Here is a 22,882-nt window from a genome sequence, read left to right on the forward strand (position 1 = left end):
TCGCCCGCCTGGAGCCTCGCCGTGGTTGCGGTGGGCGTATCCGCCGAGTGGCCCGGCGGCTCCAGCAGAAGCCCTGCCGAAACGATCATTGATGTGGTTGGCTCGCCCCGGCACAGCTCAAACGGACGTACGAAATGGGGCGGGACATGGCAGACCTGGAGCAGGAGTTCAAGGAGTCCGTCGCGCAGCACCTGGCGGACCAGATCACCGGCCCGATGACCGTGCAGGAGGCCGAGGACATGATGCAGGCGATCTCCGCTCAGCTGGGCTCCTACGGACAGCTGGCGAAGGAGACCTTCAAGGGCATAGGGGCGCGGGCCGACAAGGATGGGGACGGCACGGTCACCGCCGAGGAGCTCAGGCAGGCCCTCCTCGCGCTCTGATCCACGCCGGTCGGATCCGGGCGGACGAGTCCGGCACGGTGAGGGGCGGTCGGGACATCGTGTCCCGACCGCCCCTCACCCGCTTGCGCGTCGGCCCTCGTGCGAGCCACGCCGGGAGCCGCCTCGCCAGGCCGTCGCCAAGCTCCAACCGCTGGTGCCGTTCTGTGGGATCTGACGTAGCGCGCGGGGGCCGAGTCCCGCGAGGATGCCCGCCATGGCCATGGACACCGACCTCGTTCCCGTCCGCTCCACTCACCCGGTGCCCGTGGTGTTCGCCGCCGGGGCGGCGATCGGGGTGCTCGGCGGGATGATCGGGCTCGGCGGGGCGGAGTTCCGACTCCCGCTGCTGATCGGCCTGTTCGGGTTCGCCGCCCTGTCGGCGGTCATCCTGAACAAGGCGATGAGCCTGGTGGTGGTGCTGACCGCGTTGCCCGCCCGGCTCGCGGCGGTGCCCGCCTCGCAGGTCGCCGCACACTGGCCCGCCGCGGTCAACCTGCTGGCGGGGAGCCTGCTCGGGGCCTGGGCCGGGGCGTCCTGGGCGGTGCGGATGCGCTCGGCCACCCTCTACAAGGTGCTCGCCGCCCTGATGGTGCTGATGGCCGCCGCCCTGGTGCTCACCCACACCGCCGACCTCGACGGCCTCTCCCTGCCTCCGTGGGCGCGGATCCCGAGCGGGGTGGTGGCCGGGTTCGGCATCGGCGTGGTCGCGGCGATCATGGGCGTGGCAGGGGGCGAGCTGCTGATCCCCACGATCGTGCTGCTCTTCGCCGTCGACATCAAGACCGCCGGCAGCCTCTCCCTGCTCGTCTCGCTGCCCACCATGCTGGTCGCCTTCGCCCGCTACAGCCGCGACGGCAGCTTCGCCGTCCTGCGCGCCAACGTCCGCTTCACCGCCGTGATGGCCGCCGGCTCGATCGCCGGGGCCGTCCTGGGCGGGCTGCTGCTCGGGGTGTTCCCGGACGTGGTCCTCATCCCGGCGCTCGCCGTGATCCTGCTCGTCTCCGCGGTCAAGCTCGCCCGGCACGATTGAGCCCGGACCTCGCCTTCTCCGATGGGACCGCACGGAGGAGCGGGCTCGGATTCGCCTACCGCCGTGAACAGGTCCCGCCAACTAGGCGAACAGTCAAAGGGGATGACCGGGTGGCCGGGGCGTCGGCAGACTGCCCGTATGACCGGAACCGATGCCAAGGCAGACCTGCGGAGCTACCTGCAGGACGCCCGCGACGTACTGCTGTTCAAGCTGGACGGACTGTCGGAGTACGACCTGCGCCGTCCGATGACGCCGACCGGCACCAACCTGGTCGGGCTGGTCAAGCACCTGGCCGGCGCCGAGTCGGCGTACTTCGGCGAGACCTTCGGGCGGCCGTTCGACGGGCCGGGGCTGTGGATCGCGGGCGAGGCCGAGCCGAACGCGGACTTCTGGGCCGGGCCCGACGAGACCAGCGCGCAGATCGTCGACCTGTACCGCCGTGCCTGTGCCCACTCGGACCGAACGATCGAGGCGCTCGACCTCGACGCGGTCGGCCGGGTGCCCTGGGGGCGGCGCAGCGAACTGACGCTGCGCCGGGTCCTCGTCCACATGATCGCCGAGACCCACCGGCACGCCGGGCACGCCGACGTGGTCCGCGAACTCATCGACGGCGCCGTGGGCCAGCGCAGCGCGGACGACAACCTGCCGCCCGCCGACCCGGCCTGGTGGGCGGAGTACCGCGACCGGCTGGAGCAGGTGGCGAAGGAGGCGCAGGTGGCGCAGGAGGCCGGACGGGGGGACTGACCGGCGGGCGTACTGTTCGGGGGAAGTGTCCGCCCGTCAGACCTGGAGCCCGTCGTGACCTCTGCCGCCTCGACCGTCCGGACCGGTGAGCTGCCCGGGAGTGCCCGGCGGCCGACCGAGGACGTCGTGCTGACGCTGCCCGATGCGGTGGTGGTGCTGGACGGGGTCTCGACGGTCACCGGGGAGACCCCGTACGGCGGTTGGTACGCCCGGGAGCTGGGCGGGCGGATCGCGGGGCTGCTGACCGAGGGGCCGGCCGTCCCGCTGCGGGACGTGATCACGGCGGCGATCGCCGGCCTGGTCCGGGAGCACGACATCGCCGAGGGCAGTGCGGCGGCGACCGTCGCGGTGGCCCGGCTGGACCGGTCCGCCGGGCTGGTGGAGGCGGCGGTGCTCGGGGACAGCCCCGTGGTCGCCCTGCTGCGGGACGGCGGGGTGCGGGAGCTGCGCGACGACCGCCTGGCCGAGCTGATCGACGCCCGGCCGCAGGCCGCGGAGTACCGGGCCCGGCTCCGGGCGGGCCACGGCTTCGACGACCGGCACGGGGAGATCCTGCGCGAACTCCGGGAGTACCAGCACACGGTGGTCAACCGGCCGGGCGGCTACTGGATCGCCGCCACCGACCCGACGGCCGGGCAGCACGCGGTCACCGCCGGCTGGCCGGCCGAGGAGATCGGCGAACTCCTGCTCGCCACCGACGGAGTGAGCAGCGCCGTCGACGACTACGGCCTGCTCACCTGGCCCCGGATCGCCGCGACCTGCCGGTCCGGCCACCCGCAGCAGGTGCTGGAGGCGATCGAGGCTTTCGAGCAGCAGGACCCGGACGCCCGGCACGCCCCGAGGGGCAAGCTCTCGGACGACAAGGCCCTCGCGTACTGGCCGATGAACGCGGTCTGAGGCGGAGGGTGACGACAGGCGTCAGGGGACCAGGCCGGCCATCGCCGCGACCGGCAGCGCCGGGTTGGCGGCGGCGGCCTCCGCCAACTCCTCGTCATCGCCGGTGAGCAGCGCGGTGAGGACACCCGGTGGCAGCGCCGGGTGGCGGGCGGCCGGGAGTCGGGCCCGCCGGTCGGTGAGGCAGACCAGCAGTGCCGGGCCGGTCGCGCGGGGGTGCTCGGCGATGGCCCGGAGCGCCTTCCGGGCCGGCGGGTCGCGCCGGGCCAGCCGGGTCAGGAGGTCGGGCGGGGCCTCGGGGTTGGCCGCCGCCGCAGCGGCCACCCGGTCCCCGTGCCGGTCGACCATGGCGTGCAGCCGGGTCCCGGACAGGCCGGGGTGCGCCGCGATCGAGCCGACCACCTTGACGTCGGGGTCGTCGGCCAGCGCGTCCCGGATCGGGTCCGGCAGGTCACGTCGCTGGGCCACCAGCATCCGGAGGTTCGGACTCCCGCTGCTGGCCAGCTGGTTGACCTCGTCCGCGGTGGCATCGGCGATCCGGGGCAGCAGCACCGGGCCGATCCTGACGGCGTCGGCCAGCCGGGCGAGCAGGTCGAGCGGGAGCCGGGGATGGTGGGCGAGCCGGCGGCGTACGTCGTGGCCGTCGTCCTCGGCCAGGCGACGGATCAGCGCCTCGTCGATCGCGGGGTTCGCGGCCAGTGCGCCGCGCACCCAGGGGATGGCGTCGTCGGCGAGCTGACGGTACGTCTCCGCCAACAGGTCCACCCGGCCCGCGAGTTCGTGGCGCAGCAGCGCCGACGGGTGGGTGGCGAACCGGCCCATGGCCGCAGGCGGCGTGGCCGGGTTGCCCACGGCGGCGAGCTGGATCGCGTGCACGGTGGACCGGTGGTCGCCGTCGCAGGCGTCGCCGGGGAGCAGCTCGCAGGCGGCCCGTGGGCAGTGCGGGTCGTGCTCGAACGGGACCGGCTCCTGGGCACAGACCCGGCACCACCGCGCGGGTGGCAGGCCGTCGCCGCTGAGCAGCGCCGCCAGCACGGCCGAGGGCGTCGCCTGGTTGCCGGCCACCGCGCGGCGCACCTCGGCGTGCGGGTGCCGGGCCAGCCGGGCGGCGGCCTCGGCGGTGGTCCGGAGAGCGAGCTCGGTGACCACCCGGACCTCGGGATCGACGGCGAGCCGTGCCACCACGTCGGCCGGCAGGCCGGGGCAGGCGGCCAGCCGCTCCCGGTGTTCGACGTCCGGCTCCACTGCCAACCGGCTTGCCCAGGAGGGGAGTCCGGTACCGGAGTCGAGCAGGGCGAGCGCGGTCGAGGGCTGTGTGGCTGGGTCGACCCCGTCGGGGGCGAGCAGCCCGGCGTACGCGAGCCGGAGTGCCGCGCCCTGGTCGCGGGCGGCCAGTGCGGACGCCTGGGCCGGGCTCAGGTCCGGACGGTCGGCGAGCGCGGCCAGGACCTCGGGCCCGGCGCCGGCGATCAGCCGGTCGAGCAGGTGGGGCGGCAGGTTCGGGTTGGCGGCGAGTCCGTACAGCAGGCGATCCACGGCAGAATCCTGCCTGAAGGGTGTTCCAGCGGCCCGTGGATTTCCCATCGGCCCGCCCGACCTCGAAAGGCTCCACCGCCATGACCGACCGCCTGCCCGCCCCGTTCGGGAACTTCGAGACCGCCTTCGCCGCCCACGCCCTGGACGACGTCCTGGTCGGGCCGGTGGCGGACGCGCTGAAGAACTGGGACGTGCCCGGGGCCGCCGAGTCGGTGCTGTACGTCGACACCGATCCGGAGCGGGCCGACACGGCGGTGTTCTGCGAGGCGTACGACGTCGCGCCCGAGGTGTCCGCGAACTGCGTGGTGATCGCGGCCAAGCGCGGCGGCGAGACCACCCTGGCCGCCTGCCTTGCGCTGGCCGGGACCCGGGTGGACGTCAACACCGCCGTCCGCAAGCACCTGGGGGCGCGGAAGGCGTCCTTCGCGCCGATGGAGACCGCCGTCGCGGAGACCGGAATGGAGTACGGCGGCATCACCCCGGTCGGGCTGCCGGCCGCCTGGCCGCTGCTGATCGACGCGGCCGTGGTGGCGGCGCCGTTCGTGCTGGTGGGCAGTGGGCGTCGGCGGGGCAAGCTGATCCTGCCGGGCCGGCTGCTGGCGCAACTGCCGGGGGCCCAGGTGCTGGAGGGGCTGGCGGGGTAGCGGTCTAGGGTGGCGGCATGAGCGAAGAGACCGTCACGCTGCGGCCCGTGCGGGAGGACGACCTCCCACTGCTGGACCCGTTCCTCACCGATCCCGAAGCCGCCGGGACGTTCCAGTGGCAGGGCTGGTCGGACCCGACCCGCTGGCGGCGCCAGTGGCACGAGAACGGGATGCTGACCGAGGACGGCGGCACGCTGATGGTGCTGGCCGCCGGGGAGCCGGCCGGGTTCGTGTCCTGGCGGAAGGTGATGTGCTGGCGCGGCTCGTTCTGCTGGAACACCGGGATCTCGTTGCTGCCCTCGGTGCGGGGGCGCGGCCTCGGCGCGAGCGCGATGCGCGAGCTGGTCCGCTACCTGTTCGCGCACACGCAGCTGGTCCGGGTCGAGGCGGCCACCGAGGTGGAGAACATCGCGGCCCAACGGGTGCTGGAGCGGGCCGGGTTCAGCCGCGAGGGCGTGCTGCGCAGCATCGCGTACCGGGACGGCGGGTGGCACGACGGCGTGGGCTACAGCGTGCTGCGCTCGGACTCCACCTGGCAGTAGCGGCGGAGGTTCAGAAAAGATCCGCCGGACCGTCAGGACCCGGTCCGCTGCGCCAGGGTGTCCCGCAGCCGGGTGAGGCGGGCGATCTCGGCGTCCAGGACGGCGAGCCGCCGGTCCACCACCCGGGCGGCGGGGGAGGGCGGGCCTGCCGACGGGCAGACCGGGGGCGGGTCGCCGACCAGCAGGTGGAGCTTGTCGGCGCAGCCGCGGACGTCCTCGACGGTGAGGCCGAGCGCGAGCAGGCTGCGGATCGCCCGGATCCGGTCCAACTCGACCGGCCCGTACTCGCGTTGACCGGAGGCGGAGCGGGCCGGGGCGAGCAGCCCGCGCTGCTCGTAGAAGCGCAGTGCCCTCGGCGTGGTGCCCGCTGCCGCTGCCGCGTCCCCGATCCGCATCCCCGTTGCTCCCCCTGCCTTCGACGGGCTACAACCCGACGAGCACGGCGCCGACATGGCGTCCGTCGATCAGTTCCCGCAACGCGCCCGGTGCCCGCTCGATTCCCGGCAGCACGGTGTGCGGGAAGGTGATCTCGCCGGAGCGCAGCCAGCCGCCGAACCGGGCTGTCCACTCCGCCGCCACCCCGGGGTGTTCACTGCCCCGGTAGCCGCGCAGCGAGATCCCGTTGACCACGATCCGGAAGGTGTCCAGGACGGCCGGGGCGCTACCGCCCGCCCGGTCCGGTGCGAACTGGCCGGAGACCGCGCCGACCAGGGCGAACCTGGCCCCGGCCCGGCCGGCCAGGACGGCCGCCGCGAGCTGCTCGCCGCCGACGCTGTCCACCAGCACGTCGATCCCGTCCGGCGCCGCCTCGGCCAGCTGGACCCCGAACGGCGTGCCGGAGTCCCGCAACAGGGCGGCGTCGTAGCCGAGTTCGCCGGTCAGCCGGTCGCCCTTCGCGGCTGAGGAGGTGCTGCCGATCACCCGTCCGGCCCCGAGCAGCCGGGCGATCCGGCCCGCCAGCGAACCCACTCCGCCGGCCGCGCCGGTCACCAGCACCGTGTCGCCGGGCCGGACTTCGGCCAGCCGGGTGAGGGCGCCGTACGCGGCCTCGCCCATCGAGAGCTGGGCGGCCGGATCGGGCAGTGCCGGATCGAGCAGGGCGAAGGAACCGGCGGGCAGGACCGCGTGCTCGCGCCACCCCGCGTAGTGCGAGACCAGGGTGCCCGGGGGCAGCGCGCCGTCGAGCACCTCGCCGACGGCGGGTCCGAAGAGCGTGTCACCGGGCCGCAGCGGCGGCAGCGGGACGCCGTCGACCTCGCCGCCGATCAGCGTCCGCAGGCCGGGAAAGACCGAGAAGTACCGGTTCCGGACCAGCACTTCACCTTCGCCGGGGGCGGGCAGCGGTGTCTGCACCAGTTCGAAGTGGTGTGCCTCGGGCAGCCCCTCGGGGACGGCGGACAGGCGGACTGCACGGGTGCGCTGGGGAAGGTTCGGACTCATCGCGCGACGGCTCCTGTTCGGTACGGGAGCCGTGAAGCTAACCCCTGACGCGCGGGTCAGGGTCAAGCGGGGCGGCGCGGCTACACCTGCAGGCCCGCCAGTTCTCCGGCCGGTCGGAAGGATGCCCCGGACGTCCCGGGTGCCCCGGGTGGCCCGAGCGGGATCTCGAAGTGCACGGTGGCCACACCGGGCCCGTGCTCGCCGGTGCTGCGGGCGTCGCAGACCTCGGTGGCCAGGCTGCGCCAGAAGGGTTCGGCGCCGGGGATGTCCACGTTGGTGTGCAGGTAGAGGTGCTGGTACCCGCCGTCCCGGGCGGCGAACTCCGTCGCCAGCGCGACCATCCGCCGGGCCAGTCCGTGCCGGCGGTGTCCGTCGCGGACGTACACCCGGACGAGTTGCGCGGTCAGCCCGGACGGGTAGCGCTCGGCCAGCCAGCGCGGGTGCGGCGGATGTGCGGGGCCGCGCGAGTGCAGGGCGGTGGTGCCGACCACCTCGCCGTCCGGTCCGGTGGCCACGATCAGGGCGTGCCGGGGGTGGTCGAGGTAGGTCGCCCCGAGGTCGACCACGTCCTGGTGCCAGGCGGGGACGTAGCCGTAGCCGAACTCCCGGTAGAACGTGTCGAGCATCAGGGTGCGGGCGCCGGGCAGGTCGGCGGGCCGGGCCGGGCGTACCTGGTAGGGCTGGTGACTGGTCATCAGATCATCCCGGGTGACGTGGGAAGGTGTGCGGAGTCACACCCTACATGGAAACGGTTTCCAACTAGACGTATTGAAAATGAAAACGCGTGTCGGCTAGGTTCTGCTTCTACAACCCGTGCACCCCGTCCTGCCGGGTGGAGCGAGAGGGAGATCCGTGGCGCATCTGTTGGTGATCGAGAGCTGGGTCGGGTCCATGAGCAGACTGCTGCCCAGGGCCATCGGCGAGGGCGGGCACCGGTTCACCTTCCTCACCCGGGACCTGCACCACTACCTCAGGGCGGCGCCGTCCGACACCGCGCACCCGCTGCTCGCGGCCGCCAACGTGCTGACCGCCGAGACCAACGACCCCGGGCTGCTGCTGCCGTACGTCGAGCAGTTGCACGGGGTGCTGGGCTTCGACGGGGTGGTCTCCTCCTGCGACTACTACCTGCCGACCGTCGCGCTGGTGGCCGAGCGGCTCGGGCTGCCCGGACCCTCGGCGGAGTCGGTGACGGCGGCCTGCCGGAAGGACCTGACCCGGCGGCGGCTGGCCGGGCAGGGGGTGCCGGGGCCGTGGTTCGCGCTCTGCCGGGACCGGGCCGAGGCGGTCGCCGCAGCGGCCGGGGCCGGGTACCCGCTGGTGGTCAAGCCGGTCGACCTGTGCGCCGGGATGCTGGTCCGAGAGGTCGCCGACGAGCCGGAACTGCTGGCCGCGTACCGCGAGTTGGACGAGTTCCCGGTCAATGCGCGGGGTCAGCGGCGGGAGCCCGCGGTGCTGCTGGAGGAGCTGCTCACCGGCCCCGAGGTGAGCGTCGAGACGGTCTCGTACGAGGGCCGGACCGAGGTGGTCGGAGTCACCAGCAAGAACGTCGGCGGAGCGCCCGCGTTCATCGAGGCCGGGCACATGTTCCCGGCCGCGCTCGACCCGGCGGACGCGGCGGCCGCCGCCGACACCGCCGTCCGGGCGCTGGCCGCACTGGGGCTCGACCAGGTGGTTGCGCACACCGAGATCAAGCTGACCCCGGACGGCCCCCGGGTGGTCGAGGTCAACCCCCGCCCGGCCGGGAACCGGATCACCGAGCTGGTCCGCCGGGTCTCCGGCATCGACCTGGCGGCGGCGGCCGTCGACGTGGCGCTCGGCCGCCGGCCCGACCTGACGGTCCGTCCGACCGGCGTGGCCAGTGCGGCGATCGCCTTCCTGCTGCCGGAGCGGGACGGGCTGCTGGCCGGGATCGACGGTGCGGAGCAGTTCGCGGCGGACCCGGTGGTGGTCGAGCTCACCCTCGCCGAGCCGGGCCGCCAGGTCCGCCGGGCGGTCAGCAACAACGAGTACCTCGGGCATCTGATGGCCACCGACACCGAGGGCCTCGGCGCGCTCGACACCGCCGAGCGGCTGCTCGCCCGGCTGACGCCCTGTTACGCGGAGGAGGCGGTGCAGGTATGACCGCCGTCGATCTCCCCGGGCTGGTCGAGCGGGTCAACTCCGGTGCGTACGGCCTCGATCCGGCGGACCAGCGGATCGCGCTCGCCTTCACCACCAGCCAGGCCGTCCGCCACCCGGGTCGGCGCAGCGGCTACCGCAACGAGGTGCTGAGCCTGCGGCTCGGGCCCGCCGTCGGCTCCTGCGCGGTCGAGCCGGGCGCGCTCCCGGCCGCCGCGCTGGACGACTGCGTCGGCGCGAGCGTGGCCGAGCTGCTGGCCCACCCGCTGGCACCGGTGCGGATCGCCGCACTGGACGCCTTCCTCCAACTGGCCCGCCCGCACACGCCCGAGCACGGCGCCCGTCCGGTGCCGCTGCCCGGCGGCAGCTCGCTGGAGCGCTCCCGGGCCCGGGCCCGGGCGGTGGTCGGGCTGATCCCGGCCCAGGCCCGCCGGGTGCTGGTGGTCGGCGTGGTCAACTCGCTGCTGGAGCAGCTCCGCGAGCGTGGCACCGGGTACGTCCCGTGCGACCTCAAGGGCGGCCGGACCGAGTGGGACGAGCCGATCCTGGAACAGGCCGAACCCGCCGACTGCGACGCCCTGCTGGTGTCCGGGATGACGCTCGGCAACGGCAGCTTCCAGGCCTTCGCCGACCATGCCCGGCAGACCGGCAAGCCGCTGGTGATGTTCGCCCAGACCGGCAGCGCGGTGCTGCCGCAGCTGCTGGGTGCGGGCGTCACGGCGGTGAGCGCCGAGCCGTACCCGTTCTTCTGGCTGGACGGCAACCCCGGCACCATCCACCTCTACGGGAGCCCGCGATGACCACCGCCCTGCTGCCGCCCGTCACCGCCAACCCCGAGCTGCTCGCCCTGCTCGGCCACACCCCGCTGGCCCGGATCTCGGCGCCGCTGCCGCAGGCGCACCCCGGCTTCTGGGCCAAGCTGGAGTATCTCGGCGCGGGCGGGATGAAGGCCCGCTCGGCCGTCGCGATGCTGCGCGGTGCCCATGCGCGCGGCGAACTCCGCAGCGGCGCACCGGTGGTGGAGTCCACCTCGGGCACCCTGGGCATCGGCCTGGCCTTCGCCGGCCAGGCCCTCGGCCATCCGGTGCTGCTGGTCGGCGACACCGAACTGGAGCCGTCGATGCGGCAGTTGCTCCGCTCGTACGGTGCCGGACTGGAGCTGGTCGACCGCCCGGCCGAGCGCGGCGGCTGGCAGGCCGCCCGGCTGGCCCGGCTGCACGAGTTGCTTGACCGGCTGCCCGGCGCCTACTGGCCGGACCAGTACAACAACCCTGACAACGCGGCCGGTTACCTCTCGATGGCCCGTGAGCTGACCGACCGGCTGGACCACCTGGACGTGCTGGTGTGCAGCGTCGGCACCGGCGGCCACAGCGCCGGGCTGGTCGAACCGCTGCGCCGGCGCTGGCCCCGGCTCCAGGTGATCGGGGTCGACTCGGTCGGCTCGGCGATCTTCGGGCAGCCCGCCCGCGCCCGGCTGATGCGCGGCCTCGGCAGCAGCATCCACCCGCGCAACGTGGCCTACCGCCACTTCGACGAGGTGCACTGGGTCGGCCCGGCCGAGGCGGTGGACGCCTGCCGACGGCTGGCCAGGGGCAGCTTCGTGAGCGGCGGTTGGAGCACCGGGGCGGTCGCCCTGGTCGCGGCCTGGGCCGCCAGGGTGCAGCCCGGCGCGGTGGTCGCCACGGTCTTCCCGGACGGTCCGCACCGCTACCTCGGCACCGTGTACGACGACGACTGGTGCGGCGCCCACCGGCTGCCCGAGCCGGTCCGCCGGCCGGTGGAGATCCCGCACCCGGGCGCCGTCGAGGTGGCCGGCTGGGCCCGCTGCCGGACCGTCCTCGACCCGCTGGCGACCACGCCGGCGACCGTCCCGACGAGTCCGCCGAAGACGGCGGCCCGACCGTGAGACTCGACCTGCGCGTGGTGGAACTCCACCTGACCGAACCGCTGCGGATCTCCCGCTCCGTGATGGCCTCCCGCGACTCGGTCGAACTCGCGGTCCGCCACGACGGGTTGAGCGGCTACGGCGAGGTGGTGGCCAGCTCCTACCTGGCCCTGCCGACCGAGGAGATCCTCCGCCACAGCCGGGGCCTGGAGCTGGCCCGCTACCCCGACCCGGAGACCGCGCTGGTCGAACTCCAGCGCCCGGCAGCCCCGTTCAAGGAGCTGCCGCCCGGCGTCCTGGCGGGCGTCGAGGCGGCTCTGCTCGACCTGGTCGGCAAGCGGGCCGGCGCGCCCGTGCACCGCCTGCTCGGCCTGCCGGGCACCTCGGCCGCCACTGCCCGGACCATCGCCATCGTCGACCCGGTCCGGGCCGCGGCCCAGGCCGCCCGGCTGGCGGCCGACGGTTTCCGGGTGCTCAAGGTCAAGGCGGGCTCACCCGACCCGGCGGACGACCTGGCCCGGGTCCGCGCCGTACGGACCGGCGCACCCCGGGCCGAGCTGCTGCTCGACCCGAACGGCGCCTGGACGGTGGCCCAGTCGCTGTCCCTGCTGCCCAAGTTCGCCGAACTCGGGGTCACGGCGGTGGAACAGCCCACCACTCCGGGGCACCCGGAGTGGCTGGCCGACGTCGCCGCCAGGTCCGAACTTCCGGTGATCGCCGACGAGGACGCCGTCTCGCTGGCGGACGCCACCCGGCTGGCCGGCCGGGTGCAGGGCGTCAACATCAAGCTGGCCAAGTGCGGCGGCGTCTCGGCCGCGCTGCGGATCTGCGCCGCCCTGCACGGCAGCGGCACCGAGGTCATGCTCGGCTGCCTGACCGCCAGTTCGCTCGGCATCGCCCCCGCCGTGCACCTGGTGGACCGGGCCCGCTGGGTGGACCTGGACGGCCACCTGCTGCTCCGGTACGACCCCTGGCGCGGCATCGGCGGCGCCGACGGCGTGGTCCGGGCCGCCGACCGGGCCGGGCTCGGGGTCCGCCCCGCCGGGGCGCAGCAGTGAGGACGCTGCGCGCGGTACGGAGCTTCCCGCTGCCCGTACGGCTGCTGCTGGTCAACCAACTGGGCGTCAACACCGGCTTCTACCTGCTGATCCCGTACCTGGCCACCCATCTCGGGCGGGACCTCGGCCTGTCGGCGGTGGCCGTCGGCCTGGTGCTCGGGGTGCGCAACCTCAGCCAGCAGGGCCTGTTCATCCTGGGCGGCTCGGCGGCGGACCGGCTCGGCGCCCGGGGGGTGATCATCGCGGGCTGCGCGCTGCGCACCGTCGGGTTCGGGCTCTTCGCGCTCGGCGACGGACTGGCCGTCCTGCTGGCCGCCTCCGCGCTGAGCGGGCTGGCCGGAGCGCTGTTCAATCCGGCCGTCCGCACCTACCTGGCCCACGAGTCGGGCGGGCGGAAGGCCGAGGCCTTCGCCCTGTTCGGCGTCTTCGCCACCACGGGCGCCCTGCTCGGCCCGCTGCTCGGCACCGCCCTGCTGCTGGTCGACTTCCGGGCCGCCGCGCTCGGCGCCGCCGGGATCTTCGCCCTGCTGACGGTGGCCCAGGCGTGCGCCCTGCCGGCCCGCCCGGTGCCGCCGCCGACCACCCGCGTGCTCGGCGACTGGGGCGAAGTCCTGGGCGATCGCCGGTTCCTGGCCTTCGCCCTCGCGCTGGTCGGCCTCTACGTGCTGGAGAGCCAGCTCTACCTGCTGCTGGCCGACCGGGCCAGGGCGGCCACCGGCTGGGACGGCGCGGTCGGACTGCTCTTCCTGACCAGCACGGTCGCCAACCTCACCCTGCAGCTCCGAATAACCCGCTCGCTCCAGCAGCGCGGCAGCCGGGGCCGGTGGATCGCCTGCGGTCTGCTGCTGGCCGGGCTCGCCTTCCTCCCGCCGCTGCTCGCAGGCGGGTTGGCGCCGCTGCTGCTCACCGCGCTGCTGCTGCACACGGGCGTGATGATCGCCCAGCCCTTTGTCCAGGAGCTGATCCCCGCCTTCGGCCGGGACGGTCTCACCGGCACCTACTACGGCGTCTTCTACCTGGTCTCCGGCCTGGCCGCCGCGCTCGGCAACGCGAGCGTCGGCTGGGCGATGGACACCGCCGCCGCGGCGCCCTGGCTGCTCTGCTGCGCGCTCGGCTCGACCTGTGCCGCCGCCGTGGCCCGCCAACGGACCCGCCTGCCCGACCCGACCGTCCGACCACCCGTGCCCCGACAGCCGACCGGAGAGCCGACATGACCAGCGGAAACCTGCTGACCGACACCCCGGAGCTGTACGAGCTCCGCTTCCCCGACCCCGACCACCTGGCCGCCCGCTGGGCCGACGCCACCCTGCGCCGGTACGGCGCCGGGCCGCGCGTGCTCGACCTCGGCTGCGGCACCGGCCGGGACGCCGCCTGGCTCCAGCGGCACGGCGGGCGGTACGTCCTCGGCCTGGACAGCTCCCCGGCCATGGTCGAGCACGCCCGGACCCACCACCCGGGCCCGGAGTACCGCTGCGGCGACATGCGCGAACTCGACCTGGGGGAGCGCAGGTTCGACGCGGTGCTCTGCCTGGACAGCGCCCTGCTGTACTGCCACACCAATGAGGACCTGGACCGGCTGCTCCGCCGCTGCCGCCGACACCTGGCCCCGGGCGGCCTGTTGGTGGCGGAGATGCGCAACGGCGCCTACTTCCTCGGCCGGACCGACCTGCTGGACACCGTCCGCACCGACACGGTCGAGCACGAGGGCGTCCGGCACACCTCCCGGACCAGGCTCTGGATCGACCGCACCGCCCAACTGCTTCGCCGCTCCCGGGAGTGGAGCAGCGACGACGGCGGCTCGCCGGTGGAGCAGCGCTCGGCCTGGCGGCTGCTGTTCCCGCAGGAGCTACGCCACCTGCTGGCCGTCCACGGCTTCGAGGTGCTCACCCTGCACGACCGCCCGGGCCCGCGGACCGAACCGGCCTGGACCGAGGACGCCGAACCCGCCGACACCGCCGACTCCGACCGGCTGCACCTGGTCGCCCGCCTCACCCGTACCGCCCACCCCGCCGATGACCGTCCTGCCGATGACCGCCGCACCGAAACGAGCCGACCGTGAACCACCCCCTCGCCCGCCGTACCGTCCTGATAGCCGCGGCCCTGGGCGCGGCGGCCGGCTGCGCCACCACCGCCGAGGCCCCGACATCCGACCGTGCCCGGCCCAGGAGCGGCGGCCGCCTGCGCGCGGTCTTCGCGGGCGGTGGCACCAACGAGACCCTCGACCCGCACCTGAGCAACCTGTTCGTGGACGCGGCCCGGGCCAAGGCGCTCTACGACAAGCTCGCCGACTCCGGCTCGGACCTGGCCGCCGTGCCCCGGCTGGCCGCGGGCTGGGAGCCGAACGCCGGGCTGGACGGGTGGACCGTCCGGCTGCGCCCGGCGACCTTCCACGACGGCCGCCCGGTGACGGCGGAGGACGTGCTGTACAGCTACCGGCGGATCACCGATCCGAACCGGGCGTTCCGGGCGAAGGCCTCGCTGGAGCCGATCGACCTGGCCGCGAGCCGGGCCGTCGACCAGGGCACGGTGGAGTTCCGGCTGAAGCGCCCGTACGCCGAATTCCCCAATGCGCTGGCCGCGTTCGGGGCGTACATCGTGCCGGCGGGGACCGAGGACTTCAGCAGCCCGGTCGGGTCCGGACCGTTCCGCTTCGTCTCGTTCAAGCCCGGCAGCTCGCTGCTGGCCCGGCGCAACCCCGACTACTGGGACGGCGCCCCGCACCTGGACGAGCTGGAGATCCTGGTCGCCAACGAGGAGTCCGCCCGCGCCGGCGCGCTGCTCGGCGGCCAGGCCGACTACGCCCACGAGTTGAACCCGGCCACCGCCCGGGCCCACCAGGGCAGGGGCAGGGTCGAGGTGATCCGGCTGCGGAACAGCGCCATGCAGGGCTTCGTGATGAAGACCGACCGGGCACCGTTCGACGACCCGAGGGTCCGGCAGGCGTTCTTCCTGATCGCCGACCGCCAGGAGCTGGTCGACGGCGCGCTGTCGGGGGCGGGGGAGACCGGCAACGACCTGTTCGGCAAGGGGGCGCAGTACTACCCGAGCGAACTCCCGCAGCGCACCCAGGACCTGGCGCAGGCCAGGGCACTGCTGAAGCAGGCCGGCCGGGAGGGCCTGACGGTCACCCTGGACACCTCCCCGGTGGCGGCCGGCTTCGTGGAGGCGGCGGGCATCTTCAAGGAACAGGCGGCCAGGGCGGGGGTGACCGTCGAGATCGCGGTCGGCAACAAGGACACCTACTGGAAGGACATCCTGGACGGTGGCGTGTTCGCCTCCTACCGCTCCGGCGCGCTGCCGCTCGAATCCCACTTCTCCCAGCGGCTGTTGAGCAGATCCACCACCAACGCCACGCACTGGCGCCGACCCGACTTCGACGAGCTCTACCTCCAGGCCCAGTCCACCCGGGACCAGGCCGCCCGCTCGGCGCTCTACCAGCGGATGCAGCGCCGGCTCCACGACGAGGGCGGGTTCCTGATCTGGGGCTTCGCGGACTGGATCGTGGCCACCGCGCCCAAGGTGCGCGGCGTCGCGACGGACGCCCCGGCGAACACGCTGGACTGGGCCAGGTTCGACCGGATCTGGCTGGCATGACCCGGGCCTGGGTGGCCCGCCGGCTGCTGCTCGGAGCAGCCCAGTCGGCGGCCGTGCTGGTGCTGGTGTTCGTGCTCACCGAGGCGCTGCCCGGCGACGCGGCCGTCGCCCTGGCGGGGGACAGCCCCGACCCCGGGCGGATCGCGCTGATCCGGGCGGCGATGGACCTCGACCGCCCGCCCGTCGAGCGCTTCCTCGACCGCCTGGACGCCCTGCTGCACGGCGACCTCGGCCGCTCGCTGGTGACCGGACGGCCCGTCAGCGGCTACCTGGCCGACGGCTTCGGCGTCACCCTGCTGCTCGCCGTGCTCACCCTCGCGCTGCTGGTGCCGCTCTCGCTCTGGCTCGGCCTGACCGCCGCCCGCCGGGAGGGCTCCGGCCTCGACCGCGTGATCAGCTCGGCCACCCTCGCGGTGTACGCCGCACCGGAGTTCGCCCTCGGCGTGCTGCTCAGCACGGTGCTGGCGCTGCGGCTGGGCTGGCTGCCGCCGACCGCCGTCGGCGGGGTCGCCGCCGACCCGACCGTGCTGGTGCTCCCGGTGCTGGTCCTGCTGGCCCGGCCGGTCTGCTCGATCAGCCGGCTGGTCCGGGCCGGGATGATCGAGGCCCTGGCCCGGCCGTACGTGGCCCAGGCCCGGCGCTACGGCGTGCCGGAGTGGCGGGTGGTCTGGCTGCACGCGCTGCCCAACGCGCTGGCCCCGGCCGCCCAGCAGCTGGCCCGGACCTGCGACTGGCTCCTCAGCGGCGTGGTCGTGGTGGAGGCGCTGTTCGTCCTGCCGGGCCTGGGCAGCGTGCTGCTGGACGCGGTGGCGGCCCGGGACGTGCCGGTGGTGCAGGGGCTGGCGCTGGTCTTCGCCCTGCTCACCGTGGTGCTCAACCTGGGCGCCGACCTGGTGGCCCGGCGGTTCGCCCCCCGGACGGAGCTGGCCCGGTGACCGGCCGGGGACGGTACGCCCTCGGGGCGGCGCTGGTGGCGGTACCGCTGCTCCTCGCGCTGTTCGGGCCGCTGTTCGCAGGCGGGGCCGGACCTCGGGCGGTGTCGTTCAGCGGGGGCGCCGGGCACTGGCTGGGCACCGACTTCACCGGACGGGACGTGTGGCGCCAAGTCCTGCTGGGCGGACGGTCGGTGGTACTGGTGGCGGTCGCCGCCACCGCACTCGCGTACACCGCCGCGCTGCCGCTCGGGCTGGCCGCGGCACTCACCCGGCACGGCTGGCTGGAGGAGCTGCTGATGCGGCCGCTGGACGTGCTGCTCGCCGTGCCCTCGCTGATCCTGGTGCTGCTGGTGGCGGCCGCACTGGAGCCGGGACCGGTCGGGGTGACCGTCCTGGTGGCGCTGGTCGCCGTTCCGGACGCCGCCCGGGTGGTGCACGCCGCCGCGGTCGAGATCGCCGCCCGACCGGCGGTCGAGGCGCTGCGGATGCACCGGGAGTCCTGGGCCCGGATCGCCTTCGGCTACACCGCCCGCGAGCTGCGCCGCACGCTGGCTGCCGACGCGGGCACCCGGCTCGTCGGCGCGCTCTACCTGGTCAGCACCGCCGCCTTCCTCGGCGTCGGGGTGGCCCCGGACGCAGCCGACTGGGCGGTGATGGTCGACCGCAACCGCCCCGGCCTCGACCTCCGGCCCTGGGCGGTGGTGGTCCCCGCCGCGCTGATCGCCGGGCTCGCGATCGGCGCCAATCTGCTGTTCGACGCGGCCCTGCAAGGCAGGCGCGGCAAGGGGGTTGAACGATGAAGCCAGCGCTGGTGGAGGTCACCGGACTGACGGTGGAGGTCGGCGGCAGGCTGCTGCTGGACGGGGTGGACCTGCGCGCCGGGCCGGGCCGGGTGACCGCACTGCTCGGCCCCTCCGGCAGCGGCAAGACCACCACCGGGCTGGCCCTGCTCGGCGAGTACCCCGCCGGCGCCCGGGTCTCCGGCACCGTCCGGGCCCCGAGGGGTGCGGTCGGGTACGTGCCGCAGCATCCGGCCTCGGTGCTCAATCCGGCCCGCCGGATCGGCGCGCTGCTCGGCGAGTTGGGGCCCCGGGCGGCCGTCGAGGACGCGCTCCGCCGGGCCCGGCTGGACGACCCGGCCGCCGTGCTGCGACGGTTCCCGCACCAGCTCTCCGGCGGGCAGCAGCAGCGGGTGGTGATCGCCCAGGCGCTGCTGTTCGGCGCCCGGGTCCTGGTCGCCGACGAGCCGACCACCGGCCAGGACCCGGAGACCAAGCGGCACCTGGTGGCCGAACTGGCCGGCCTGGTCCGGGACGGTCTTGCCCTGGTGCTGCTCAGTCACGACCTGGACGTGGTACGGGAGTTGGCGGACGAGGTGGTGCTGCTGCGGGACGGCAGGGTGGTCGACGCGAGCGGCTGGGACGCGCCCCGACCCACCCCGGCCGGCCGGCGGGCCGCCCCCGCCGACCCGGTGCTGACCGTGCACGCCCTGACCGCCCGCCACCCCGGCGGCGCAGTGGCACCGGCCGGGATCTCACTCACCCTCGGCCGGGGCGAGTGCCTCGCCCTGACCGGCCGCTCGGGCAGCGGCAAGACCACCCTGGGCCGCTGCCTGGCCGGTCTGCACAGTTCCTACCGGGGCACCGTCCAGCTGGACGGCCGCCCGCTGCCGCGCAGCCTGCGCTCCCGCAGCCGGGCCGAACTGGCCGCGGTCCAGTACGTCTTCCAGGACGCCTGGGCAGCCTTCGACCAGGGCCGGCCGGTGGCCGACCAGGTGGCCAGGGCGGCCGTCCGGCTCGGCGGCCTGACTCCGGCCGGGGCCCGGCGCGAGGCCGGGCGGCTGCTGGCGGCGCTGGGTGTCCCGGTCCTCGGCCGGCCCGCCGAGCTCTCCGGCGGCGAGCTGCAACGGGCGGCGCTGGCGCGGGCGTTGGTGGTCGGGCCCCGGGTGCTGGTCTGCGACGAGATCACCTCGGGGCTGGACGGTGCGAGCCGTCGCCTGGTGCTGGCCCGGCTGGCGGAGCTGCGCGACCGGACCGGGCTGGCCGTGCTGCTGATCACCCACGACCGGGCGGCGGTCGAGCTGCTGGCCGACCGCACCCTGCACCTTCAGGACGGGAGCGGCGGAGTGTCGGGCTCCCGCAGCACGGCTAGGTAGCGCTCCCGGGGCAGCAGCTCCGCGCCGAGCGAGCGGAGGTGCGGGCTGTCCCACTGCGCGTCCAGCAGCCGGCCGCCGACCGCGCCGAACCGGGCGGCCAGGTCGCCGAGCGCCGCCGTGCCCGCCCCCGGGCGGTGGTGGAACATCGAGTCCAGGCTGAGCACGGGGCCGGCCCGGACCCCGAACACCCCGCCGACCAGCTCATCGCCGTCCCAGACCTCGCCGCTCACCGCCCAGCCGTCCCGGTGCAGCTCCCGCAGCACGGTGGCCAACTCATCGGTCAGCCACCGGGGTTCGCGCCCCTTCCGGCACTCCTCCAGCACCTGGTCGAAGGCCCGCCCGGTGCTGTACCGCCACCCGGGCCGCACCTTGGCCCGCAGGCCGTCCACCGCCAGCACCGGCCGGGGGTCGGGCGACCACCAGGCCACCGCGTACGGGTCGTCGCCGCCGGCCAGCACGGCGCGGCTGCCCTCCCAGCGCACCTCGTTGAAGGCGGCGAGCACCGGGTCGGCGGCCGGGAACGGGAACAGCCCGGCCCGGTACGCCCCCAGCAGGGTCGGGGCGTCCAGCGAGCCCCCGAACGCCACCGGGCCGTCCGCCGGTGCGCCGCTGAGGTCCAACTCCTGCCACCACAAATCCCGTTCACCCGCTCAGGGTCGGCAGGGCGAGATAGCCGGAGCCGATCAGGTGCCGCAGGTAGCGGTCCAGCAGCGCTCCGTCCACGGGCGGGAAGTCGATACCGCTGCCGGCCAGCGCGGTGGTCACCCCAGACCGGTCGAAGCGCGGGAAGTTGTGCCGGAAGTACATCTCGCTGACCGTGAGTTCGGGTCGGCCCGAGCAGCGGTCCACGAACAGCGGCAGGAACGGGGTGGCCGGGTGCCGGGGGTGCTCGGCGGCGAACTCGGCGAACCGGCTCACCCACGCCTGGTACGGCAGCTCCTCCACCGGATAGCCGAACGCCCGGATCCGGGCGGCCAGTTCACCGATCAGCGGGTGCCGCGGGTTGGTCAGGTGGTACGCCTGCCCGGTGGCCTCGACGTGGGTGGCCAGGTAGGTCAGGGCGCGGGCGAACGTGTCGGCGGGCAGGAAGTCGAGCGGCAGGTCGACGTCCGGCGCGGATCCGGCGTCGGCGATCAGCCGGATCAGCGCGCACATCTCGGTGCTGCTGTTCATCGCGCCGGTGGCCGCGTCCCCGGTGACGTCGTTCAACCGGTGCACGGTCACCGGGAGACCGGCCTCGGAGGCCTGCCGGAGCAGTTCCTCGGCGACCCACTTGGTCTCCGCGTACCCGACCGAGAGGTGCTGCGGATACCCGAGCGGTGTCCGCTCGGTGACCTGCCGGATCCCGGCCGCGCCGTACCCGGCCAGGACCGCCATGCTGGACAGCTGGTGCACCGGGACGGCCCGGGCGTGCCCGGCCAGCCGGACCACCTCCCTGGTGCCGCCGACGTTGACGGCGCTCAACTCCCGGTACGGATAGATGAAGTTGACCCGGGCCCCGCAGTGCAGGATCAGGTCGAGCAGCGATGCCAGTTCGGTGAACCGGTGCTCCGTCAGCCCGAGCAGCGGCGCCCCGAGGTCACCGGGCTCGGCCACCACCCGGTCGGCCGCTACCCCCGCCAGCGGGTCGCGCAGCAGGTGCTTGAGACCGGCCTCGCGGATCCGTTCCAGCCCCCGCGCCGGGTCGGTGGCGCGGACCAGGCAGTGGATCCGGGCGCCGGTCTCCCGCAGCAGGGCGTCCAGCAGGTGGCTGCCGCAGTAGCCGGTGGCGCCGGTCAGCAGGACGGCGGCCGGGGTGCGCCAGTTGGGCGGCGGACCGTCGTCGTGCCGGATCGGCACCCCGAGCTCGGCCTCGGCGGCGAAGTCGGGCGGCGGATCGCCCGGGGTCAGGGTCCCGGCCCGGGCGGCCTGGGTGTTGCGGGCGAACGCGGCCAGGGTCGGCTCCTCCAGCAGTGCCCGGGTGAGCGCCCGGAGCTGGCCGATGCCGATGCCGAACATGATCCGGGCCCGGGCCAGCATCTCGGTGGCCAGCAGCGAGTTCCCGCCGATCCGGAAGAAGTCGTCGCCCGGGCCGACCCGCTCCAGGTGCAGCAGGTTGGCCCAGAGCTCGCCCACCCCGGCGGAGAGCGGTGTGGCGGGCCCGGCCTCGGCGACCGCGGGCGGCGGGGGAGCGGCCGACAGCAGCCCCTTGCGGTCCACCTTGCCGTTGTGGTCCAGCGGCAGGTCGGCCAGCTCGGTGAGCCGGGCCGGGAGCATCCAGCGGGCCAGCCGCTCGGTCAGGAACCTGGTCACCTCGGACTCCGGCACCGGCCCGGTGGTGGTGTAGAACGCGGACAGCGCGCCGTCCTCGGCGACCACGGCGGCCTGGTCCACCGCCGGGTGGTCGGTCAGCACCGACTCCACCTCGGCCGGGTCGACCCGGTAGCCGCGGATCTTCACCTGCCGGTCGAGCCGGCCCAGGCACTCCAGCTCCCCGTCGGCCCGCCACCGGCCCAGGTCCCCGGTCCGGTACATCCGGGTGCCGGGGTCGGCCGCGAACGGGTCCGGCAGGAACAGTTCGGCGGTCCGCCCCGGCTGCCGCCACAGGCCGAGCGCCACCCCGGGGCCGCCGACGAAGATCTCGCCGGGCCGGCCCGCCGGGACGGGCCGCAGCTGCGCGTCCAGCAGGTGCACGGTGGCCCCGGCCACCGGCCGCCCGATCGGCGCGGTGGCCCCGCTCGAACCGTTCAGCAGCTCGGGCCGCAACTCGCACAGGGTGGAGGTGATGGTGGTCTCGGTCAGGCCGTACGCGTTCACCAGCCGCACCCCCGGCCACTGCCGGAGCCAGCGGCGGCAGTCCGCGGGCGGGACGCCGTCCCCGCCGACGATCACCAGCCGCAGCTCGCCCGGCTGCACCGGATCGGGGCCGGTGGCGTTCAGGAACTGGTGCCAGTACGCCGGGGTCAGGTCGGCCACGGTGATCCGGTGCGCGGCCAGCCGCCCGGCCAGCTCGGTCGGCGCGCAGCCGCGCCGGTCGGCCAGCACCAGGGTGGCACCGCCGATCAGCGGCGCGAAGATCTGCTCCAGCGAGGTGTCGAAGCCGAGCGCCGCGAGCTGGAACACCCGGTCCTCTGGGCGCAGCCCGTACGCCTCGACCAGCCCGCCCAGCACGGTGGCGAACGAGCGGTGACCGACCATCACACCCTTGGGTTCGCCGGTCGAGCCCGAGGTGTAGATCAGGTACGCCGGGTCCTCCGGGCCCGGCACCGGCAGCGGGCCGCCGGGGTCGGGGCCGTCCGTGTCGGCCACCATGCTGCGGTCGGCCAGCCAGGTGTGGTCCCGGTCGGTGAGCACCAGCGCGGAGTCGGAGTCGGCGACCAGCCGGTCCAGCCGGCGCCGGGGCAGCCCGGGATCCAGTGGCAGGAAGGCGGCGCCCGACTTCAGCACCGCCAGCAGTGCGACCACCATCGCGGGGCTGCGGTCATGACAGACCGTCACCGTGCTCCGCACGCCGACCCCGCGCTCGCGCAGCCGACGGGCCAACAGGTCCGATCGCCGGTCCAACTCCGCGTAATCGAGCGAACCGTGTTCCGAAATCACCGCCGGATGCCCGGGAATCAATCGCGCCCGGGCCCGGACCAACTCCGGCACGGTCGGTACCGGGGAATCGGTGGAATGCGGCCCGACATCCGTCCACAGAGCGTCGATGGCCGCTGTACAGTCGGCCAACGCCGCTGGTCGGCCCACCTTTTCCCAGCCGGGCGGAGTATCCCGCCGACTCGGCCAGACCGAGTACTGGCCGCGCGAGTTGAGTACCGTCACATGCAATTCACGGTCCGCCACCTTGGTCCTCCCGGTGTGCTCAGGACCCCCGGTGAACTGTTCTTCGAATATACGCCGTCAGGTATTCTGGTCAGGATTCCATTTCGGTTCCCCGCCCCAGAG

The 22,882-nt window shown here is 74.6% G+C and carries 22 protein-coding genes; 16 read left to right on the forward strand and 6 right to left on the reverse strand.

Annotated elements, in window-relative coordinates; genetic code table 11:
• Positions 1-146: 146 nt before the first annotated feature.
• From ABT118_RS21575 to ABT118_RS21590, 4 genes are all read left to right on the forward strand, one after another.
• Positions 147-383 (forward strand): EF-hand domain-containing protein, encoded by a 237-nt coding sequence (locus ABT118_RS21575; RefSeq protein WP_350671278.1) that lies wholly within the window; start codon positions 147-149, stop codon positions 381-383.
• Between the two features lie 214 nt (positions 384-597).
• Positions 598-1,413 (forward strand): sulfite exporter TauE/SafE family protein, encoded by an 816-nt coding sequence (locus tag ABT118_RS21580; RefSeq protein ID WP_350671282.1) that lies wholly within the window; start codon positions 598-600, stop codon positions 1,411-1,413.
• Between the two features lie 138 nt (positions 1,414-1,551).
• The gene (locus ABT118_RS21585; RefSeq protein WP_350671285.1) at positions 1,552-2,157 is read left to right on the forward strand and encodes a mycothiol transferase; all 606 of its coding nucleotides are present in this window, start codon (positions 1,552-1,554) and stop codon (positions 2,155-2,157) included.
• A gap of 54 nt (positions 2,158-2,211) precedes the next feature.
• The gene (locus ABT118_RS21590; RefSeq protein WP_350671288.1) at positions 2,212-3,054 is read left to right on the forward strand and encodes a hypothetical protein; all 843 of its coding nucleotides are present in this window, start codon (positions 2,212-2,214) and stop codon (positions 3,052-3,054) included.
• Positions 3,055-3,075: 21 nt separating this feature from the next.
• Here ABT118_RS21590 and ABT118_RS21595 read toward each other — a convergent pair whose 3' ends face one another.
• Positions 3,076-4,587 (reverse strand): hypothetical protein, encoded by a 1,512-nt coding sequence (locus tag ABT118_RS21595; protein WP_350671290.1) that lies wholly within the window; start codon positions 4,585-4,587, stop codon positions 3,076-3,078.
• An 80-nt stretch (positions 4,588-4,667) separates the two neighbouring features.
• Between ABT118_RS21595 and ABT118_RS21600 the strand changes: the two genes are divergently transcribed.
• Positions 4,668-5,231 (forward strand): YbaK/EbsC family protein, encoded by a 564-nt coding sequence (locus tag ABT118_RS21600; RefSeq protein WP_350671293.1) that lies wholly within the window; start codon positions 4,668-4,670, stop codon positions 5,229-5,231.
• A gap of 17 nt (positions 5,232-5,248) precedes the next feature.
• Entirely contained in the window at positions 5,249-5,773 is a 525-nt protein-coding gene (locus ABT118_RS21605) for a GNAT family N-acetyltransferase (RefSeq protein ID WP_350671297.1), read from the forward strand.
• A 32-nt stretch (positions 5,774-5,805) separates the two neighbouring features.
• On the opposite strand, the gene ABT118_RS21610 is transcribed toward ABT118_RS21605, so the two are convergent.
• The 3 genes from ABT118_RS21610 to ABT118_RS21620 form a co-directional block, all read right to left on the reverse strand.
• Positions 5,806-6,168, reverse strand: a complete 363-nt coding sequence (locus ABT118_RS21610) for a MerR family transcriptional regulator (RefSeq protein WP_350671299.1) — start codon at positions 6,166-6,168, stop codon at positions 5,806-5,808.
• A gap of 28 nt (positions 6,169-6,196) precedes the next feature.
• Positions 6,197-7,213, reverse strand: coding sequence for a zinc-binding dehydrogenase (locus tag ABT118_RS21615; protein ID WP_350671301.1), 1,017 nt, complete (start codon positions 7,211-7,213; stop codon positions 6,197-6,199).
• Between the two features lie 80 nt (positions 7,214-7,293).
• Entirely contained in the window at positions 7,294-7,908 is a 615-nt protein-coding gene (locus tag ABT118_RS21620; RefSeq protein ID WP_350671303.1) for a GNAT family N-acetyltransferase, read from the reverse strand.
• Positions 7,909-8,065: 157 nt separating this feature from the next.
• On the opposite strand from ABT118_RS21620, the gene ABT118_RS21625 reads away from it, so the two are divergent.
• Genes ABT118_RS21625 through ABT118_RS21670 form a run of 10 tightly spaced genes read left to right on the forward strand, consistent with a single transcriptional unit; the run spans position 8,066 to position 18,958 of the window.
• Positions 8,066-9,334, forward strand: coding sequence for an ATP-grasp domain-containing protein (locus ABT118_RS21625; protein ID WP_350671304.1), 1,269 nt, complete (start codon positions 8,066-8,068; stop codon positions 9,332-9,334).
• On the forward strand, positions 9,331-10,131 hold the full coding sequence (locus ABT118_RS21630; RefSeq protein WP_350671306.1) for a hypothetical protein: 801 nt from the start codon (positions 9,331-9,333) through the stop codon (positions 10,129-10,131). Before ABT118_RS21625 ends, ABT118_RS21630 begins: the two co-directional genes overlap by 4 nt.
• Complete coding sequence (locus tag ABT118_RS21635; RefSeq protein WP_350671308.1) at positions 10,128-11,237, forward strand: pyridoxal-phosphate dependent enzyme; 1,110 nt, start codon at positions 10,128-10,130, stop codon at positions 11,235-11,237. Before ABT118_RS21630 ends, ABT118_RS21635 begins: the two co-directional genes overlap by 4 nt.
• Positions 11,234-12,274 (forward strand): dipeptide epimerase, encoded by a 1,041-nt coding sequence (locus ABT118_RS21640; RefSeq protein ID WP_350671310.1) that lies wholly within the window; start codon positions 11,234-11,236, stop codon positions 12,272-12,274. The genes ABT118_RS21635 and ABT118_RS21640 overlap by 4 nt, the downstream gene beginning before the upstream one ends.
• Positions 12,271-13,488, forward strand: coding sequence for an MFS transporter (locus ABT118_RS21645; protein ID WP_350671313.1), 1,218 nt, complete (start codon positions 12,271-12,273; stop codon positions 13,486-13,488). Before ABT118_RS21640 ends, ABT118_RS21645 begins: the two co-directional genes overlap by 4 nt.
• A complete protein-coding gene (locus ABT118_RS21650) occupies positions 13,485-14,333 on the forward strand; it encodes a class I SAM-dependent methyltransferase (protein WP_350671315.1) in 849 nt (282 codons plus the stop codon). The genes ABT118_RS21645 and ABT118_RS21650 overlap by 4 nt, the downstream gene beginning before the upstream one ends.
• The gene (locus ABT118_RS21655) at positions 14,330-15,868 is read left to right on the forward strand and encodes an ABC transporter substrate-binding protein (RefSeq protein ID WP_502884628.1); all 1,539 of its coding nucleotides are present in this window, start codon (positions 14,330-14,332) and stop codon (positions 15,866-15,868) included. Before ABT118_RS21650 ends, ABT118_RS21655 begins: the two co-directional genes overlap by 4 nt.
• Positions 15,865-16,803 carry an ABC transporter permease gene (locus tag ABT118_RS21660; RefSeq protein WP_350671318.1) on the forward strand — a complete coding sequence of 313 codons (939 nt, stop codon included), beginning with the start codon at positions 15,865-15,867 and terminating at the stop codon, positions 16,801-16,803. Before ABT118_RS21655 ends, ABT118_RS21660 begins: the two co-directional genes overlap by 4 nt.
• Positions 16,800-17,603, forward strand: coding sequence for an ABC transporter permease subunit (locus ABT118_RS21665; protein ID WP_350671320.1), 804 nt, complete (start codon positions 16,800-16,802; stop codon positions 17,601-17,603). The genes ABT118_RS21660 and ABT118_RS21665 overlap by 4 nt, the downstream gene beginning before the upstream one ends.
• Positions 17,600-18,958: an ABC transporter ATP-binding protein gene (locus ABT118_RS21670; RefSeq protein WP_350671324.1), complete on the forward strand. Its 1,359-nt coding sequence runs from the start codon at positions 17,600-17,602 to the stop codon at positions 18,956-18,958. The genes ABT118_RS21665 and ABT118_RS21670 overlap by 4 nt, the downstream gene beginning before the upstream one ends.
• On the opposite strand, the gene ABT118_RS21675 is transcribed toward ABT118_RS21670, so the two are convergent.
• Together ABT118_RS21675 and ABT118_RS21680 are read right to left on the reverse strand one after the other, a co-directional pair.
• Positions 18,910-19,578, reverse strand: coding sequence for a leucyl/phenylalanyl-tRNA--protein transferase (locus ABT118_RS21675; protein WP_350671327.1), 669 nt, complete (start codon positions 19,576-19,578; stop codon positions 18,910-18,912). The genes ABT118_RS21670 and ABT118_RS21675 overlap by 49 nt on opposite strands.
• A gap of 22 nt (positions 19,579-19,600) precedes the next feature.
• The gene (locus tag ABT118_RS21680) at positions 19,601-22,780 is read right to left on the reverse strand and encodes an amino acid adenylation domain-containing protein (RefSeq protein ID WP_350671329.1); all 3,180 of its coding nucleotides are present in this window, start codon (positions 22,778-22,780) and stop codon (positions 19,601-19,603) included.
• Between the last annotated feature and the right edge of the window lie 102 nt (positions 22,781-22,882).

The organism is Kitasatospora sp. NPDC002040 (assembly GCF_040296785.1).
Lineage (GTDB): Bacteria > Actinomycetota > Actinomycetes > Streptomycetales > Streptomycetaceae > Kitasatospora.